Raw genomic sequence first — 19,176 nt, 5'->3', positions numbered from 1 at the left:
TTATAGTTTTATAAAGTTATTTATCAGTTGGCTTCCATTGTCATGGCTTTTTTCAGGGTGAAATTGCGTTCCAAAAATATTATCCTTTTCTAAAGATGATATAAACTCATACTCATAATTAGTTTTGGTCAGAATATACTTTTGATCAAGAGTGGCATAATGAAAAGAATGCAAAAAATAAAACTCACTATGATCATCTATATTCTTAAACAAGTTGCTTTCCTTATATTTAGTAATAGTATTCCACCCTGCCTGGGGTACTTTATATTTTATATTGTCCTTGATATTAAAACGTTTTACTTCGGTATTAATCCAGCCGAACCCTTCTGCATTACCCTCTTCACTTTTGTTTGCAAATAGTTGCATACCAAGGCAAATGCCTAAAACAGGAATCTTTTTCAAAAGGACAGCCTCATTTAGGGCATCAAAAAGCCCTGTTACCTTAAGATTCTTAACAGCCTTCTCAAAGTGCCCAACCCCGGGGAGAATAATTTTATCTGCTTTTCTGAGATCAACAGGAGAATGGACAATAAATGGATTTACACTTTGCAGAGAAACTCTTCTATATATACTATGTAGATTACCCATTCCATAATCAATTATCCCAATATTCAGAGCACACATAGTATTGACAGAACCAATGAATAGTAAATTAAAATGATATTTATACAGTTTTATGCAAAAATGACCCACTAATAAGGCAGCAACAATCTAAAGGGTTTTGAAATTTCACTATACAATAAACAATATTTTTACTAAAAATTCACACATATTACCTGTTAAGGTTCAAATTTAATTCTTACTGTTAGGTAAATGTAAAGCTTACTAAAGGCCGTTATCTAGAGTAATTTAGATTGATATTTATATATCCTGTTTTTTTGCTACCATATGCTTTTAATAAGATTATGGAAAAGATGCCGCAGGTTAAATACGCTGGTACCTCCAATTTGATATTTACAATTGAGGATAGCTTAAAATAAAGACGAGGGTAATGCAAAAGATAATCTCCAAGGAAAGCCTTATAGGTACTAAATGCAGAAGGCCCTTTGTAGAATCTACAAAGGGCCTTCTGCATTTAGTACCAGGAGCGGGAATCGAACCCGCACTTCCTAATGGAAACAAGATTTTAAGTCTTGCGTGTCTACCAGTTCCACCATCCCGGCGACCTCATCTCTCAGGTGAGAAATGAAATAGGCAGATAAAGAAAAGACGTTACCGAGGCAACGTCTTTTATCTTTGAGCGAAAGACGGGGTTCGAACCCGCGACCTCGACCTTGGCAAGGTCGCGCTCTACCAACTGAGCTACTTTCGCGTTTGCTAATCCGTTGTTTGAATTAGTGATACAAAGGTACGCACAAAATTCTTTTTGTCAAGAGTCTGGCGTAAAAAATTCTTTACTTCTGGCAATCATTCTGAGAATCAAGGAGAAAAATTTACTTCGCAATTTAGCGAGCAGTGCGTTTTAACGCTGTTTTTCAAAAAGGATGCTTAAAAAAGCCCGGTACTTCCGGTCGCCTCACCTGTTTTAAAGAAAAATGGCCAAGTTCAAATAAAAACAAAACCTGTTTTGGGCCTGTTTTTCATAAAACAGGCCCAAAACAGGTTTTGTCTCCTCACTCAGAACTTTAGACTCAGAACTCCCATTAAACTTTCTCTTTCTTGCCATCCACCAGCATCTTCAGCTCATTCAACTTGAGTAGGGCCTCTACCGGGGTAATGGCGTTGATGTCCAGCTTCTCAAACATCTCCTTGATGCGTACCAGTTGTGGGTCGTTGAGCTCAAACATGCTCAATTGGTAGGGCTGCTTGGGCAGAGATTTAAGCGTCTCCTGCGGGTCCTGGTGCGGGTGGGCAATCTTCTCCTGCTCCAGGTGGTGCATGATTTCGCTGGCCCGTATCACCACACTGTTGGGCATGCCCGCCATCTGGGCCACCTGTATCCCGAAGCTATGGGCACTGCCCCCTTCCACCAGCTTGCGCATGAACAGGATCTTGCCGTTGCTTTCCTTCACGCTCACGTTGAAGTTACGCACCCTCGGGAAATCCTCGGTGAGTTGGTTCAGTTCATGGTAGTGGGTGGCAAACAAGGTCTTGGCCCGGCCATTGGGCGCGTTGTGCAGGTGCTCTACAATGGCCCAGGCAATGGAAATACCGTCATAGGTGCTGGTGCCGCGGCCAATCTCATCCATGAGCACCAAGCTACGGTCCGAGAGGTTGTTGAGGATACTGGCCGTCTCGGTCATCTCCACCATGAACGTACTCTCGCCCCGACTCAGGTTGTCTGAGGCGCCCACGCGGGTAAAGATTTTGTCTATCACGCCAATTTGCGCGGCCTCAGCGGGCACGAAAGACCCAATCTGCGCCATGAGCACAATCAGGGCCGTCTGCCGCAACAGAGCGCTTTTACCGGCCATGTTAGGGCCGGTAATAATGATGACCTGCTGCTCTTCATTGTCCAGCAAGATGTCATTGGGCACGTAGCGCTCACCGGGCGGAAGTTGCTTCTCAATAACCGGGTGCCGTCCTTGTTTGATGTTAAGCACGGTGCTTTCGTCCACCTCGGGCTTCACGTAGCCGTTCTGCGCCGCCAGCCGCGCGAAGTTGGCCAGGCAGTCCAGAATGGCCAGGGCGCGGGCGTTCTGCTGGATCTGGGGCACCACTTCGGCGGCGCTCAGCACCAGCTCGTTGAAGATGCGCTGTTCAATCACAAAGAGGCGGTCCTCGGCGTGCAGAATCTTTTCCTCGTAGGTTTTGAGCTCCTCGGTGATGTAGCGCTCAGCGTTCACCAGGGTCTGTTTGCGTATCCAGGAGCTGGGCACCTTATCGCGGTGGGCGTGGGTTACCTCCAGGTAATACCCAAACACCTTGTTATAGGCAATCTTCAATGAGGAAATACCCGTGTTCTGCACCTCACGCTGCTGAATCTGGAGAAGGTAGTCTTTGCCCGAGAAGGCAATGGCCCGCAGTTCGTCCAACTCGGCGTCAATGCCTGCCTGAATCATGTTGCCCTGGTGCGTGAGCATGGGCGCATCGGGCTTCAAAATGGTTTGGATCTCGTCCCGAATGGCTTCGCAGGGCAGTAGTTGGTCGGCCAGCTTTTGCAGGGCGGGCACGCCGCTCACAGCCAGCAGTTCTTTAATAGGCAAGGTGGCTTCCAGAGCGCGGGCCAGTTGCAGCAGTTCGCGCGGGTTCACGCGGCGCACCGCCACTTTGGAGATGAGGCGCTCCAGGTCACTTATTTGCTTGAGATAATGGTGAATATCCTGCGAAAGCTCGGGGCGGGCCTGCAGCGCCTCCACGGTATCTAGCCGCCGCCGTATCTGAGCGGCTTCTTTCAGGGGCAGCACCAGCCACTTGCGCAACAACCGGCCGCCCATGGGCGTGACGGTGTGGTCCAGAATATCAATAAGCGGTACACCCTCAGGGTGCTGCGGGTAAATCAGTTCCAGGTTACGCACCGTGAACCGGTCCAGCCACACGTATTTATCCTCCTCCAATCGGCCCAGGGCCGAGATGTGGCGCATGTCATGGTGCTGGGTTTCCGCTAAATAATGCAGAATGGCCCCGGCAGCGGTAATGCCCTCCGTGAGCCCTTCCACCCCGAATCCTTTGAGTGATTTGGTGTTGAATTGTTTGGTAAGCGCCTCCCAGGCGAAGTCATAGCTGTACACCCATTCATCCAGGGCGTAATGACAGAAATCGGGACCGAAGCCCTGAAAAAATGCTTCCTTTTTGCCTTTGCAAAAGAGAACCTCAGCCGGGCTGAAGTTCTGTAGCAGTTTGGCCGCGTATCCGGCATCGCCCTGGGCCAGCATGAACTCACCGGTGGAGGCGTCCAGCAGGGCAATGCCCATGTTGTCTTTCCCGAAGTGCAGGGACGCCAAATAGTTGTTGCGTTTCTGCTCCAGCACCTGGTCGTTGAAAGACACGCCGGGGGTCACCAGCTCGGTTACGCCGCGCTTCACAATGCCTTTCACCGTTTTGGGGTCTTCCAGCTGGTCGCAGATGGCCACGCGCTGCCCGGCGCGCACCAGTTTGGGCAGGTACGTGTCCAGGGAGTGGTGCGGGAAACCGGCCAGAGCCGTCTCAGACGCCGACCCGTTGCCGCGCTTAGTCAGCAGGATGCCCAGAATCTTGCTGGCCTTGATGGCATCCTCGCCGAAGGTCTCGTAAAAGTCCCCCACCCTAAAGAGCAGCAGCGCCCCCGGGTGCTTGGCTTTGATGGCGTTGTATTGTTTCATCAGCGGCGTGACGCTGAACTCGGCGGTGGTTGTCTTAGCCAATGTGGTAATGTGCTAATTTTTATAATGTGCTGATGTGCTACCTGGAAGGTTGTTCTTCCTCCAATCTGGTAGTGCACCAACCATTTGCTGTCTATCTTCTCTTCCGTTTTGAGCCTGTTTTTAGAAAATCAGGCTTAAAAAGGTCTCTAGCTGTTTTCTACCTAGGTTTCTCTGCTGCTCTCGTTTTGGGCACGTTTTTAGAAAAACAGGCCCAAAATGCATCTGTCACCGCTATGTGTTACCTTTGCCTTTCAGTCGGCTCTGCCAAAACTCACCCCTTATGCGAAAGTTAAGCATGGAGGAACTCCAACGCGATTCAGTGGAGGACTTCAAAAATAAGCAAAAAAATCCGTTGGTGTTGGTATTGGACAACGTGCGCAGCCTGCACAACGTGGGCTCGGCGTTCCGGACCGCCGATGCCTTTGCCGTAGAAAAGATTTACCTCTGCGGCATCACGGGCACGCCCCCCAACAAGGAAATCCATAAAACGGCGCTGGGCGCCACTGAATCGGTGGAGTGGGAACACGTAGGTTCTACCCTGGAGGCAGTGAAGTCCCTTAAGCAGGGAGGCTACCAGGTGTGGGCGGTAGAGCAGGCTGCAGGCAGCACCTTGCTGCCAAATTTTAGTCCGGCTGCCCAGGGTAAGTATGCGTTTGTGTTCGGGAATGAGGTATTTGGCGTGGAGGAAGAGGTGATAGAAGCCGCAGACGGCGTCTTGGAGATTCCGCAGTTCGGTACCAAGCATTCGCTCAACATCTCGGTAACCGTGGGCGTGGTGGTCTGGGATGTGCTGAGCAAGTCTTTGAAACACGCAGAGTAGTTTACAAGGGCGGTGCCTTTCAAAGGCTTTTTCCCTGCCCCTGGTTGCTTCAGGCTCATAAATAAGGATATAAAAAGAGAGGCCTGCTTGATAGCAGGCCTCTCTTTTTATTGCAGGAAAAGGTATTCCTTATTTTTTGGTGCTTTTGCTTACTTGGTTAACCATTGAAAGGAAGTTTCCTTCTGGTCTGGCTTTGAAAGCGGCGTAGGCATCTACCTGACGGGCATTCAGGATTTTGAAAAGGTCAGACTCAAACTCGCCTTCAATTGCTTTCAGACGGGCATCACGCATCTCAGTGTCATTGCTGTACATTTTGGCAACCTCAGCTGCTTTAGCCAAACGATCTTGGTTCAAGGCTTTGATCTGGATGTACTCACTTTCGTTCAGACCCATTGACTGCACCATTAAACGAGATACGGAAGTAGACGCTTTGTCAACTGCTTCAGTAGTGGCAGGAGTATCCTGAGCAACAGCACTAACTACAAGGGCAAAGAAAAAGAACAGAACGAGTGAAAAATTTTTCATGATGAAAGGTTTAGTTTTTTGGGGTTAGAGTATAACTAGTTTATATTAATACGTTGTGGGTAAAGCGCTTCTGCCGGTATAGTTGCCAGTTTTACTTTTGCATGGCAGCGTCTGCCAAAGCCAGGGCTCTTTCAGCCTCTGCATGGTTTGGGAAATGGGATAGGAAGCTTTCCAGATCTTCAGCGGCGCTGTCAAGTTGCTTTAACTCCATTTTCACTACAGCTCTGTTGTACAAAGCCTTTGGGTGATTAGGGGCAATGGCAATTACCTGGTCCAGGTCACGCAGCGCACCAAAGTAGTCATCTAAGAAGTAAGCGGCCACGGCACGTCCGTATAGCAACTCAGCGGAAGAGGTATTTTCCAGCGCCAGGCTAAAGTCTTTATGGGCTTCTTTGTAGGCGCCAATTTCAAGGAAGGCGGTTCCCCGGCCCAACAGAAACTGGCTGTTGCTTGCTGAAGAAAGGGTAAGGGCGGCAGAGAAATCATGAATGGCCCCGTACATGTCTTTTGCTTCCATTTTAGCGGCAGCACGGTCAGCGTACGCCTGGCTGTTAGAAGGCTCTCTTTTGATCAACAGGGAGATCTTTCTGATTTTCTCTTTAGCGGAGTTTTCTGTAGCAGAAGTCACATCAATGGCTGCCACCCCTTGCAAAGCGAGGGCCGAGAACGCGAGCACAAACGAAACTACTTTGAAAACTTTCATCACTTTCTTTTTCTGGGGTGGATTACTAAAGTTTCTACGAACGTAAGGTGAACCACTTTGTTCCAGGCATCAAATATTTCAATACCGTAGAAGAATGTGACAAATATATGCAATGGTTCTTGATTAAAACAAGACGTTTTATAAAAAAATATGTTTTTATGGAACCTTTTTGATAAAATAGCCTTATTCTCTGTTTAAACCCTGTTTTTATTGAGAAAATATTTTTCCACATTTTTGATTTTTCTCTTAATCAGAGAAAATATTATCTTTTCCCACGCCCGTCACCTTAAATTTTTCGAATGGAATAGCCATATCTTTTCCTTGGTTGGCTTTTACCCGGTCCTACCTCACCGTTACAACCTGTAAATGACTAAATTTTATTTTATAAATTATAAAAACCACCTATTTATGCATTCTATAGCCGGTTTTTGGCTTTTCTGTTGGCATTCTTACCTTCTTGCTTTTAAGCCGACAGGTTCCTGTAAACCAGAATTACAATTTATCTTTCATTAATTCATTTCTGGAAATAGGTCTAAATGGGGAAGGCTCTTACTGGGGAGACCAAAAATAAGTTGCCCCAATCCAAGATGTCTGCTTTTTGCCAGCAGATGCCATGGATTGGGGCCTAAGGAAGAGGGAATAGACTTGGAGTATTCTAACGAGGGAGGCTATACGTACCGGACCAAATGCTGCCGGAAAGCATTGCGGAAGAAGGAGCCTTTGTACCACTCCTGAGCCTGCGCCGGTTCTACCAGTGAGAATACGTCAGCATCCCCGGTGACATAAGTAAGCATAAGGTCAAAAGCATAGTGTACCTCAATCCGGTTACGGGAAGAATCGCAGACCGGGAAAAAGTTTTCAGGGGTAAGGTCATCTGCCGCTTTCTGTAGCAAGCCATATTGTTCCAGCACCGCAGCCAGCACTGCCTTGGTCTTCTCTGGCTTGGGCCTCTTCACAATGGTTTGGGCCATGATAAATCTTCCGTGCAAAAAGTGCAGGCATTCAACTACTCTCCCAGAGCCAAGGGTGGAGAAATAGAACAACACCTCATGCCCCTGCACTTCTTCCTCCTTATTAGCGTGTAACTCTGGCTTGCCCAGAATTTGCTTGGCAGCCCTTATAGTGGCGCCAAAGGATAGCCCCTTATAATTAATAGGCTCTATCGCGTTTACCGGTAAATGCTTTTGCGCCAGCAATACCTTACGTAGCCCCGAGGCCGTGCGCACGTAATTGATTCTATCAAAATATTCCTTTTTGTTAAGCACACCTGCATCAGATCTTTTTTTAGACTTTCCAATGGTCAGATTTCCCCAGGCTAGATTAAGCATTATCAGTATATTTTAAGTTTATGCTCCATTTCCTCCTCTTTCCCGCTATCCAGATTCAAATAGTGCAGTTTTGCACCTACCACTTCTTTCTCTGTTTTTACAAGGAGTATGTAAGCTATTTAACAAGGATTGTCATTACCTCAAAATTTTCTTCAAAGGATATAACAACTTCTTAATAAAGAATAAAACCTTTTACCAGAAGTTGTATCCGGTAGAACCACAGCCTCCCCAGCTTCATAAGCCATTACCTCAGATCACTCCTTTGGGCTTACCAAGGTATTTCTGATGCCACCCAAAGTAAGAAGGCCTGGACCCAATACTGAATCCAGGCCTTCTTGCCTATTTCTCTGTGCGGGACCTTTTCCCTTTCATCTGGTCCGTTAGCCGGCCCTCCGTTTTTCGTCTTCTGCCCCTCCGGTACGGCGGCGCGATGGGGCTACCTGGTTTTTGCCGAACCGATAGGTGAAACTAAGCGTGGCCACCCGGGTATCACGGCGCTGGTAGAAGTTTTCCAGATACCCGGTCAAGGCGGTGGTGGCCCTTACCTTGTTGGAATAGAACACGTCTGTCACATTCAGTTTCACGTTGGCCTTTTTGTCCAGGAACTGTTTCTGAACGCCCAGGTTCAGATACCTAATGGGCTGAATATCCAGGAAGCCGTAGACCTCACGGGCATGGTAAATGCCTACCACCTCGGCAGACCAATCCTTAGGCAACTGAAAGGTGTTGGTGGAGTTGATGGAGAAGGTAGGGCGTCCGCTTTTAAGGTTGGTGTTGGCCAGGTTACCCTTGTAAAGGCCATAATACGTCTCAATATTATTGGTGCTGGTATACCACCGGGCCACCGAAACCGGAATAGAGAAGCTGGCGCCATAGTAATGGAACTGCGCCAGATTTCGGTCCTGCTGAATTACCACCGGAATCTGGTTTGGATTGGGATCTGGCACCGGACGCGGCTCTGGAGACAGTACAGACACGATATAATCAGTGGTGCGGCTGTAGCTGAGTTTGGTCACGTACTTTTCTTTATAGGTGTGCGTAAACTCAAAGGAATACGTCATCTGCGGCAACAGAAAAGGATTGCCGGAGGATTTGGTGCTGGGGTCCAGGTAGAACACAAAGGGATTTAGCTGGTTATAGGTAGGCCGGTCTATGCGCCGGCTCAAGGAAAGCCCTACGTCATGCGTTTTATTCAGTTTATAGCCCGCAAAGGCGCTTGGAAACAACTGTGTATACTGCCGGTCAAACGTTTGCCCGTCTGAAAGCTGTTCCCCATCGGCGTTGGTATTCTCTACCCTAAGGCCCAATTGCAGGCTGGCCTTGTCCCATTTCTTATTCACGTTCACGTAGGCGGCGTTGATGTTTTCGCGGTAGATGAAATGGTTGCTGCGGTTCAGGTCCAGGGTGTTGCGCTCGCTGGTTCTGTCAAAAAACTGGAGGTTATTGTCTGCGTGCACCAGACTGCTTTTCAGGCCGGCCTCCAGAGAGGCTTCCCAAGCCTTGAGAGGCTGGGTGTAATCTATCTTAGCCGATTTAATGGTGAGTTCGCCGTTCAGGTTGCCGTGCAACAAAGAGTCTGGCATAGGCCTGTCTGTGTCAAAGTAGCGGGTGGTAAAGTTCTGCCGGTCATGTGACTGGAAGGCCGCATAATCTACGTCAGCGCTTAGCTCTTTGCCGGTGCTGTCAATGGTGTGCTTCAGGTTGAAATTAAGCGCCTGGTTGTTGCGGTTGGTGCCGTTGAGCGCGGTAGTGACCGTTGATTTGTCATACTGCCGTTGGTTGTCTAAAAACTGAGAATGGTTGGCGGTAGAGCGGTTAATGTCGGTGAAAATGCCACTTCCTACCACACCCACAATGGTCTTGGGAGACAGGTTCAGGTCAAACCCCAAGCGGGCGTTGTGGCTGTTGATCTGGTGCGAGAAAAGGTTTTTCTGGTCATTCACCCCCACAAGCCGGCGCTCGGTGTTGGGTGTAAAGAATTCGCGGTAAATGTCCAGCTTGTTGAAATCCTTGCGGTGCACGTAGTTATAGGAGCCAAACACGTTCAGGTCTTTGGCCCGGTGGTTCACCTGCAGGCCCTGGTTTAATTTAGGCAACTCGCCGTAGCCCGCGGAGGTGGTAATATTGCCGTTGGTGCCCAGCCGGGTATCCTTCTTCAGCCTGATGTCAATGATGCCTGCGTTGCCGGCCGCGTCATACTTGGAAGACGGGTTGGTGATCAAGTCTATCTTGGCCACGTCATTGGCATTCATGCCCCGCAGCATGGTGGCCAACTCTGTACCCGACATGGGCACCCGCTTACCGTTGATCATAACCATGACCCCAGAACGCCCCCGCATGCTAATGTTGTCATTCTGATCTACGGCTAGGCCCGGCGCTTTTTCCAGTACCTCCAGCACCGTACTGCCGGCAGCCGTAATGCTATTCTCCACGTTGAGCACGGTCTTGTCAAAATATTGCTCCACAAAAGGCTTCTGGGCCTCTATCTTCACCTCCTGCAGGGCTACCGCCCGCTCTGCCAGAGTGACTACGCCTACATTGGTGTTCTTCTGCAATTGAATAGTGGCGGACGTATACAGCGCATAGTCATAATGAGAGACCATGAGTTTGTACTGGCCCGCGGGCAGGTTACTGAACTGAAAAGCCCCATCCTGACCAGAGACCTCCACTTTCACCAATGCCTGACCCGGGTCTTTGACCAGTTGCAGGTTAGCCGCCGGCAAGACTTCGCCTTTGGCTCCCTTTACTATACCTGTTAGGTCAAATCTTTCTTGATCCTGGGCCCGGACCACTGGCGCCAGGCAGATGAGCCAAAACATGGCTAGTAGTAAAAGGAGTTTGGTGTACATGGCGGGTAAAGATTTATCAGGGTGAATAGAATAAGGTTAAATGATAGAGGAACAAGCCCCTACTTCAGTCTCAAGCAACACAAGGGCTATGCCAACTACATAAATCATTAATTATCAACACATAGCATATAAGTTAAAAACTAAAACTGTCCGGTTATGGACAAATGGCTATGCAAAACCGGACACCTGATTTTCGTCTGTTGCACCTGCCAAAAGCAATCTCAGCAGGGAGTAGCCGTGTTATCGGGGTGGCCGGGTGAACAGTTTGGGCGCCTGGAATAAAAGACCAGATAAAAGCAGAAGAGTTGCATGGATCGCCACGTTCCGGCCAAGAAAACCCACTGGCTTACCAGAGATTTCCACAGGCAATTACCCCTAAAATTATCTATAGCTGTTTTGGGCCTGTTTTCCTAAAAACAGGCCCAAAACGCATTTAGCCAGATCACAGAACAATTAGTACCTTTGCCCATTAGTTTTTAAAGAACAGATACAATGCTTCGTTCACACACCTGCGGCGAATTGCGCCTGGAAAATATTGGTCAGGAAGTGACCTTAACCGGTTGGGTACAGAAATCACGCGATAAAGGCGGCATGCTGTGGGTGGACCTGCGTGACCGTTACGGAATTACGCAGCTTATGCTGGAAGAAGGCATCTCGCACCCAGAGGCCTTGGCGCTGGCTCGTACCCTAGGCCGCGAGTTTGTGATCAAAGCCACCGGCACAGTGATTGAGCGCGTGGCCAAAAACGATAAAATCGCCACCGGCGACATTGAGATAAAAGTTACTGCGCTGGATATTCTGAACCCGGCCAAATTGCCCCCCTTCCTCATTGAGGACGACACCGACGGCGGCGATGACCTGCGCATGAAGTACCGCTACCTGGACCTGCGCCGCTCCCCGGTGCGCAAGAGCCTGGAGCTGCGCCACCGCATTGGCCAGCAAACCCGCGCCTATTTGGACGGCCAGGGCTTTATTGAGGTAGAGACGCCAGTGCTCATTAAATCTACCCCCGAAGGCGCCCGCGATTTTGTGGTCCCCAGCCGTATGAACCCCGGTGAGTTCTACGCCCTTCCCCAAAGCCCGCAGACGTTCAAGCAACTCCTGATGGTGTCGGGCTTTGACAAGTATTTCCAGATTGTGAAATGCTTTAGAGACGAAGACCTGCGTGCCGACCGTCAGCCGGAGTTCACCCAGATTGACTGCGAGATGTCGTTTGTGACCCAGGAAGATATCCTGAACACCTTTGAGGGGCTGGTGAAGCATTTGTTCAAGGCCGTGAAAGGCATTGACCTGCCTGACTTCCCGCGCATGACCTACGCCGAGGCTATGCGTCTCTACGGCTCAGACAAACCAGACACCCGTTTCGGGATGCAGTTTGTAGAGTTGAATGAGGTAGTGAAAAACAAAGGCTTCAAGGTATTTGATGACGCTGAACTGGTTGTAGGCATCAACGCCTCTGGCAGCGCCCACTTTACCCGCAAGCAATTAGATGAACTCACAGACTTCGTGAAGCGTCCGCAGGTAGGCGCTACCGGCCTGGTGTATGCCCGCGTGCAGGAAGACGGAAGCGTGAAATCAAGCGTAGACAAATTCTATTCCCCGGAAGACCTGCAGCAATGGGCCCAAGCGTTTGATGCCCAGCCCGGTGATTTACTGTTGGTTTTAGCCGGCGGGGCCGATAAAACCCGCAAAGCGTTAAATGAATTGCGTCTGGAAATGGGCACGCGTTTAGGCATGCGTGACAAAGACACCTTCTCCACCCTGTGGGTACTGGACTTCCCGCTCCTGGAGTGGGACGAGGATAGCAACCGCTACCACGCCATGCACCACCCGTTCACCTCGCCCAAGCCCGAGGACATGGACCTGATTGACACCAACCCCGGTGCCGTACGTGCCAATGCCTATGATATGGTCATCAATGGTGTAGAAGTAGGCGGCGGTTCCATCCGTATCCATGACCGCGGGGTACAAAGCCGCATGTTCAATTTGTTAGGTTTCACGCCTGAAGAAGCACAAGCGCAGTTCGGGTTCCTGTTGGATGCATTTGAGTACGGCGCGCCGCCGCACGGTGGTATTGCCTTCGGGTTTGACCGTCTGTGCTCTTTGTTCGGCGGCGCAGATTCTATCCGGGATTTTATTGCGTTCCCTAAAAACAACTCGGGCCGTGATGTCATGATTGACGCTCCTTCTCCTATTGCCCAAGCTCAGCTAGATGAGCTGCAGATAGATGTCCGCCTGAAATAATTGCTGATTGTTAATTGCTGATTGCCAGAAAAGCGCCTGCGGAGTCTATGCTTCGCAGGCGCTTCCGTTTTGGGCCTATTTTTCAGAAAACAGGCCCAAAACGCATTTCTACCACTCACCCCTTCCATCAACCGCTCATCCTATTTTGCTTCTCCCGCGCAGGGCTTTCGTGCACCTTTGTATCAAGTAATCGCACTTAAACCCTTTATTCCATACAAATCCATGAAAGCAAAATTAACCTCTCTCTTAGCCCTTCTGCTGTTCCTCACCTTGACAGCGCAGGCAAAAGCACCTTCGTTTAAAGTAGTAAAGTCGGGCAAAGGCCCCGCCATGATATTGATTCCTGGCTTGAATTCTGCCGGCGAGGTTTGGGACCAGACCTTGATGCATTACCAGAAAAGCTACACCTGCTATGTGCTGACACTTCCGGGCTTCGCAGGGCAGCCGGCTATCAAAACAGACCATTTCCTGAACACGGTCCGGGATGAGATTATTGCCTACGTGCAGGAGAACAAGCTCAAGAAACCGGTGTTGGTGGGCCATAGCCTAGGCGGTTACATGGTGCTTTCCTTGAATGTGAAGGCGCCTGAGTTGTTCGGGAAGACGGTGGTGGTAGACGGCCTGCCGTACATTGGCGCTGCCCAGAACCCTAACGCCACGGTGGAAAGCATCAAGCCTATGGCTGACCAGATGAAGAATTCTATGACCAAAATGAGCCCCGAAATGCAGAAACAGCAGGAGGCCAGCTACGGCGTGACCATGGCCACAGACTCAGTAGACATCCAGAAAGTAATTGACTGGGGCAGAAAGTCTAATTACCTGACCACAGGCCAGGCCATGTATGAGATGTACACCACCGACTTGCGGAAAGACATTGCCGCCATCAAATCTCCGGTGCTGGTGCTGGGTGCCTGGTACGGGTACAAAAATTACGGCGTGACCAAAGAGACAACCACCAACATGTATAAGACGCAATTTGCTAACTTGCCTTCCGCTGAAATTAAGATAGCAGACTCCGCCCGCCACTTCATCATGTTTGACGAGCCCACCTGGATGTTTGCCCAAATGGACGCCTTCCTGAAGAAATAAGCACGGTTCATGTCAAGCACACGTCAACAAAAATGGTATTGGGTCTGCCAGCTTACTGGCTGGACCCTTTACTTTTTAATGGGCCTCTTTATCAGTTTCAGGTTCTACAAGGGCTCCCCCACCATGTACGGCATCCAGTTTACGGGCGCTTTCCTGTTTCTGGTGGCTACGCACGGGCAACGCGTCCTTTCCAAAAAACACCACTGGCAGAAACTTCCTATTAAGCTGCTGGCCGTTTTGCTTTTGCTGTATAACGTGGTTGTCTCCGTACTGGTGCAGTTAATTACCTATGCCCAGATGGTCTTTTCCGGGTCATATACCTGGAAACAGATGGAATTCTCTATTCTGCTGCTGTATTCGGTCAACGGCATTATGGTGCTATCTGCGTGGTCTGCTTTTTATTTCGCGTTCCAGGCCATACAGCGCTGGAAAGACAAAGAGGTAGAAACCCTTAAGTTGCAACTGTCTTTGAAAGAGGCTGAACTGGAGGCCATCCGGTCCCAGCTTAACCCGCATTTCCTGTTCAACAGCCTCAACAACATCCGGTCTCTGGTGCTGGAAGACCCGTCCAAGGCCCGCGAGATGATTACACGCCTGTCTGCCATGATGCGCTACGTGATTGGCTACAACCGCAACCACCTAGTGCCTGTGGCGGAGGAGCTGGAGTTTCTGGACCATTACGTGGCACTGGAGAAGATTCATTTTGAGGACAAGCTGGCGTTTTCTTCTGAGGTCTCTGAGGAGTTGAAATCAGCCGCTATTCCTCCCCTGGGTATTCAACTCTTAGTGGAGAACGCCATTAAACACGGCATCGGCACGCAGGCCAAGGGAGGTTGCATCTCTTTGTTCATGCGCCGCCAAAATGGACATTTACAGGTACAGGTGGAGAATACGGGAAAGTTAAACTCCACTTCAGGACCATCAGGGATTGGCATTCAGCGGTTGCTGGAACGCATCAACCATTCCTTGGACCACCCGGGTTCTTTTGCCCTGCACCAAACCACTGACACCCACGTGACGGCCACGCTCACGCTACCTTTCAAAGAATATGAACGTCTGCATAGTTGAAGACTCCCGCCTGGCGCGCCTGGAACTGAAGCATCTGCTCACTAAATTCCCGGAGCTGGAACTGATAGGCGAAGCCGAAAACGCCGAGGAAGGCATTGCCCTCATTGAGGAACATCGGCCGGATTTGTTGTTCCTGGACATTCACCTGCCTCAGAAGAACGGGTTTGAACTGTTGGAAGCCCTGGAGCATACCCCACAGGTCATCTTCACCACCGCCTATGACCAGTATGCCTTGCAGGCCTTTGAGCGGAACGCACTGGACTACCTCATGAAACCCATTGAGGAAACCCGCCTGCGCCAGGCCGTGGAAAAAGCGCTGGCCAAACACCAAACCGCTAAACCTGCCATGGGGCCCGCTCCGTTAAGCGAGGAGGACCGCGTGTTTGTGAAAGATGGCGAGCGCTGCTGGTTTGTGGCCCTGAAAAAAGTGCGCCTCATAGAATCCAATGGCAACTACGCCCTGCTATCCTTTGACCAGGAGCGCCCCTGCATTCTCAAAACCCTCAACTATCTGGAAAGCCGCCTTGACCCCAAAGTGTTCTTCCGGGCCAACCGCCAGCAGATCATCAACGTGAACTACATTGAACAGATTAACCCCTGGTTCAGCGGAAGCATCAAGATCCAACTGAGGGGCGGCGAGGAAGTGGAGGTTTCGCGGCGGCAGACGCAGGTGTTTAAGGATCTGATGAGTTTGTAGAAGAAATGCGTTTTAAGCCTGTTTTCCAGAAAACAGGCCCAAAACAGAACATACGTCTCACCTCTAGCTCAGCATTTCAGGCAGAGGCCAAATCAATCCCTTACGCCCGGCTTTCCTTTTAAGACCGCTTGTTAATGCTCATGAGCCGCTGGCCCCTCAGCAGAATTTTAAGGCCGTGTCTTTTTAGGGAGATGTGCGGGTCTTTCTGTTCATGCTCCTCCATGCCCTGCCTGTACACAGATATAATGTCTCTGTAAGAAAGCACCCCCATTACGTGATTGTCTTTGGCAACCACGGGCAGCATGTCCAGGTTTTCCTTCGCCATCATTTCCACAGCGGAGCGCAGGCTATTCTCTGCGGCCACAGAAATATTCTTCCGTTTAATAAGGCTGCCCACCTTGTTGTCTTGCTGGTGATGGTGGCTGAACAGGTTAGACGAACTCACTATGCCCCTGAACTCATTCTCATTGCTGGCGATGATAAAGTAATTGCGTTGGTAGTCGGTTTCCTGGTTGAGCCAGGCCCTTACTTCAGCAATGGTGTTCTCTTCACTCAAGACCAACCCATTTCCCTCAATCACCTGGGCCACGGTTACTTTCTCCAATAGGTCAGGCTCATAGCTGTGCGGCGTTTTCACGCCACGGCGGGCAATCTTCTCCGTCATGATGGTATTCTCCATTAAGAAGAAAGACACAAAGTAAGAACCGGTACAAGAGGCTAGCAATGGCAACAGCCCGTTCACTTGCCAGGTGGTTTCCAGCGCAAACACAATAGAGGTAAGCAATGCGCGCGAGGCCCCCGCAAACATAGCTGACATACCCACTAACGCAGAAAGCGTGAGCGTGACCCCAGACTCTGGGAAGAAATACAGAATCACGCTCCCCAGCAGAGCACCCGTGGCCGCCCCAATGGTAAGCAAGGGCGCCAGTGTACCACCAGATGTACCACTGCCCAAGGCAATGGCCCAGGACAGGAACTTAAGCAGACACAGAGACAGCACAATCTGCAACGGCATGGACCCCGAGAGAATGTCGGTGATGTTCTCATAGCCCACGCCCAGCGTACGCGGCGCGAAATATCCAACTAGGCCAACTCCTAGTCCGCCCAGGGCCGGCCACCACATCCAGTGAATAGGTAGTTTCTCAAAGCTGTCTTCTACCCAATAAACCACCTTGGTCACCAGCACAGATAGCAGCCCCATGGCAATGCCAATGGCGCTATATCCCGCCAGCGCGGTATTAGACGGCACACCAATAATTTCCTGAATGGGGAAGACCGGCCCCTGCTCAAACAGAAGATGATGCCCGGCCGCCCCGGTAATACAGGCCAGCGCCACCGGAATAATAGACCGCGGCGAGAACTCAAACAGCAGCAGTTCAATGGCCAGGAAGATTGCCGCTATCGGGCTCCCGAAGATAGCCGACATCCCCGCGGTAGCCCCGGCGGCCAGCAGGACCTTGCGCTCATGGTGCGTGATCTTCAAAAGCTGCCCCAGCGTGGAACCTAACGCGCCGCCAGTGGCAATAATGGGTCCTTCAGCGCCAAACGGACCGCCTGTACCAATAGAGATGGCCGCTGAAATAGGTTTGAGGTAGGTAATAGTAGGTTTGATGCGGCTTTGGTTGGTCAAAATCTGCTCCATGGCCTCCGGAATCCCGTGGCCCCTAATCGCCTTAGAGCCATAAAGCGCCATAAGGCCAACCAGCACTCCTCCAATCACGGGCACCACTATTACCCAAAGGCCTAACGTGTTTCCCGCCGGACTCATGTACTCTGTAGAGAGAACCCCAAAAAAGGAAATGTTGGTCACCAGATCAATCAGGTAAACCAAAAGTTTAGCAATAAAGCTGATGGCCACCGCCACTAAAACCGCTAAAGCGGCAATGGTAAGGAGTCGTTTCTTATTATGCGCCGGAAGTGGCTGTACGTGTTCGGCTTCAAGGGTTGGACGTAAGGAGGGGGAAATAGGGATACCGTTGTCATTCATAGCGTAATAAATTAAAGTAGTAAAATCTTGGGGGTAGATCCGGGTAATTGGGCTCCTGTGCCTTACGCGGGCGAGAAGGTTACCCTTTAAAACGTGTTGTCTAGGCTTCTGTTTTGGGCCTGTTTTTTTAGAAAACGGGCTTAAAACAGAAGAGGCGCTTTTTAGGCGCCTCTTCTGTTTGGGTTTTATAATTTCATAGCTCTTACAGCAGGTTATGGAACAGGCCAGGCACTATGCCCATCAGCACCGTTAAAACCAGCAGAGAAATTAAGGTGAAGGTAGCAAAAGAGTCAACCGGTACGCGCTCACCGGCCGGGTCTTTCAGGTACATGGCAATGATCACCCTAAAGTAATAGTAGATACCTACCGCCGACATCAACACTGCTACCACAATCAGCCATAGCATGCCTTGCTCCAGCGCGGCGGAGAAGATGAACAGTTTCCCGAAGAAACCACCGGTCAGCGGGATACCCGCCAAAGACAGCATGGCTACGGTCATCACAAAGGCCAGCAGCGGGTTGGTTTTGCTTAGGCCATTAAAAGCATCATACGCATCAGAGCCCCGGGCGTCAGAAACGTATTTCAAAATCCCGAAGGCTGCGATGGTAGCTACCGAGTACGCCAGCGAATAGAACAGCAGGGCGTTCTCAGACCGGTCATTGAAAGAGGTAAGGGCAATCATGAGGTACCCTGCGTGTGAGATACTGGAGTAGGCCAACATCCGTTTCATGCTGGTCTGCGCCACCGCGCCAATGTTGCCAATCAAAAGCGTGAGTACGGTAATGGCCACCACGGTAGGGAACCACTCCTCATACGCGCCGCCAAAGGCCGCTGACATCAGCTTGTAGAAAGCGGCAATACCGGCGGTTTTCACCACCGTAGACATATAGCTGGTAAACAGCGTGGGCGTTCCTTCATACACGTCTGGGGTCCAGAAATGGAAAGGAGCCGCTCCAACTTTAAACGTGATACCTACCATCACCAGCAGTAAGCCCATTAACAGCAAAGGGGCATTGCCCGGCTCCAGATTGGCTGCCGAGGCGGCAATCTCAGAAAGGTAGAAGCTTCCGGTGGCGCCATACAGCAGGGCCACTCCAAACAAAATGATACCTGTAAAGAAAGATCCCATCAAAAAGTACTTCATGGAAGCCTCATTAGACAAGATATTGCGCTTATCTGAACCCGCCAGAATGTACATACTGATAGACATGATCTCAATGCCCACAAACAGCATCAACAGGTTTTCATAGCCTACCATCATCACGCCGCCCACCAGGGAGAACAGCATCAGGGAGAAATACTCGGCCAGGTTGGTTTCTTCGCGGTCGCCGTAGCTGCGGGAGAACGGCAGAATAAAGATAGTGGACAAGACCATGACCGCGGTAAACCCAACGGCGTAGTTGTCCATGGTGAACATGTTATTGAAATAGCTCTGCGGCTGGTTCCAGTCCATGAGCGTGGCTCCCAAGGCAATTACTAAGAATAGTAACACCATGGGCATCAGCACTTTCTTAGATTTCATAAACCCTAAGAACAGGTTCACGATTCCAAAAACAGAGAGTAGAATAAGTGAGGTCATGAGC

At 50.2% G+C, this 19,176-nt stretch carries 13 protein-coding genes and 2 tRNA genes; 5 read left to right on the top strand and 10 right to left on the bottom strand.

Annotation, left to right across the window (positions count from 1 at the left end):
* From hisH to mutS, 4 genes are all read right to left on the bottom strand, one after another.
* Entirely contained in the window at nt 1-624 is a 624-nt protein-coding gene (hisH, locus tag ACYVJQ_RS02370) for an imidazole glycerol phosphate synthase subunit HisH (RefSeq protein ID WP_460891471.1), read from the bottom strand.
* Nucleotides 625-1,079: 455 nt separating this feature from the next.
* A tRNA-Leu gene (locus ACYVJQ_RS02365) sits at nt 1,080-1,163 on the bottom strand.
* Nucleotides 1,164-1,239: 76 nt separating this feature from the next.
* A tRNA-Gly gene (locus ACYVJQ_RS02360) sits at nt 1,240-1,312 on the bottom strand.
* A 331-nt stretch (nt 1,313-1,643) separates the two neighbouring features.
* On the bottom strand, nt 1,644-4,283 hold the full coding sequence (gene mutS, locus ACYVJQ_RS02355; RefSeq protein WP_460891470.1) for a DNA mismatch repair protein MutS: 2,640 nt from the start codon (nt 4,281-4,283) through the stop codon (nt 1,644-1,646).
* Between the two features lie 280 nt (nt 4,284-4,563).
* Here mutS and ACYVJQ_RS02350 point away from each other — a divergent pair, with 280 nt between their 5' ends.
* On the top strand, nt 4,564-5,103 hold the full coding sequence (locus ACYVJQ_RS02350) for an RNA methyltransferase (RefSeq protein ID WP_460891469.1): 540 nt from the start codon (nt 4,564-4,566) through the stop codon (nt 5,101-5,103).
* Between the two features lie 129 nt (nt 5,104-5,232).
* Here the strand turns inward: ACYVJQ_RS02350 and ACYVJQ_RS02345 are convergent, their stop codons facing one another.
* The 4 genes from ACYVJQ_RS02345 to ACYVJQ_RS02330 all read right to left on the bottom strand — a co-directional run bounded on the left by ACYVJQ_RS02345 (nt 5,233) and on the right by ACYVJQ_RS02330 (nt 10,508).
* The gene (locus ACYVJQ_RS02345) at nt 5,233-5,628 is read right to left on the bottom strand and encodes a hypothetical protein (protein ID WP_460891468.1); all 396 of its coding nucleotides are present in this window, start codon (nt 5,626-5,628) and stop codon (nt 5,233-5,235) included.
* 91 nt (nt 5,629-5,719) lie between these two features.
* Nucleotides 5,720-6,331, bottom strand: a complete 612-nt coding sequence (locus ACYVJQ_RS02340; RefSeq protein ID WP_460891467.1) for a tetratricopeptide repeat protein — start codon at nt 6,329-6,331, stop codon at nt 5,720-5,722.
* A gap of 668 nt (nt 6,332-6,999) precedes the next feature.
* Entirely contained in the window at nt 7,000-7,659 is a 660-nt protein-coding gene (locus ACYVJQ_RS02335) for a hypothetical protein (protein WP_460891466.1), read from the bottom strand.
* 380 nt (nt 7,660-8,039) lie between these two features.
* Complete coding sequence (locus ACYVJQ_RS02330; RefSeq protein WP_460891465.1) at nt 8,040-10,508, bottom strand: outer membrane beta-barrel protein; 2,469 nt, start codon at nt 10,506-10,508, stop codon at nt 8,040-8,042.
* Nucleotides 10,509-11,000: 492 nt separating this feature from the next.
* Between ACYVJQ_RS02330 and aspS the strand changes: the two genes are divergently transcribed.
* The 4 genes from aspS (at nt 11,001) to ACYVJQ_RS02310 (ending at nt 15,606) form a co-directional block, all read left to right on the top strand.
* Nucleotides 11,001-12,752: an aspartate--tRNA ligase gene (gene aspS / locus ACYVJQ_RS02325; RefSeq protein ID WP_460891464.1), complete on the top strand. Its 1,752-nt coding sequence runs from the start codon at nt 11,001-11,003 to the stop codon at nt 12,750-12,752.
* 222 nt (nt 12,753-12,974) lie between these two features.
* Complete coding sequence (locus tag ACYVJQ_RS02320; RefSeq protein WP_460891463.1) at nt 12,975-13,841, top strand: alpha/beta fold hydrolase; 867 nt, start codon at nt 12,975-12,977, stop codon at nt 13,839-13,841.
* Nucleotides 13,842-13,850: 9 nt separating this feature from the next.
* Nucleotides 13,851-14,909 carry a sensor histidine kinase gene (locus tag ACYVJQ_RS02315; protein WP_460891462.1) on the top strand — a complete coding sequence of 353 codons (1,059 nt, stop codon included), beginning with the start codon at nt 13,851-13,853 and terminating at the stop codon, nt 14,907-14,909.
* Nucleotides 14,890-15,606, top strand: coding sequence for a LytR/AlgR family response regulator transcription factor (locus tag ACYVJQ_RS02310; RefSeq protein WP_460891461.1), 717 nt, complete (start codon nt 14,890-14,892; stop codon nt 15,604-15,606). The genes ACYVJQ_RS02315 and ACYVJQ_RS02310 overlap by 20 nt, the downstream gene beginning before the upstream one ends.
* Before the next feature lie 118 nt (nt 15,607-15,724).
* Here the strand turns inward: ACYVJQ_RS02310 and ACYVJQ_RS02305 are convergent, their stop codons facing one another.
* Together ACYVJQ_RS02305 and ACYVJQ_RS02300 are read right to left on the bottom strand one after the other, a co-directional pair.
* Complete coding sequence (locus ACYVJQ_RS02305) at nt 15,725-17,593, bottom strand: chloride channel protein (RefSeq protein ID WP_460891460.1); 1,869 nt, start codon at nt 17,591-17,593, stop codon at nt 15,725-15,727.
* Nucleotides 17,594-17,795: 202 nt separating this feature from the next.
* Nucleotides 17,796-19,172, bottom strand: coding sequence for an NADH-quinone oxidoreductase subunit N (locus tag ACYVJQ_RS02300; protein WP_460891459.1), 1,377 nt, complete (start codon nt 19,170-19,172; stop codon nt 17,796-17,798).
* Between the last annotated feature and the right edge of the window lie 4 nt (nt 19,173-19,176).

Source organism: Rufibacter soli, from assembly GCF_054781795.1.
This window is presented reverse-complemented; position numbering and strand designations above follow the sequence as displayed.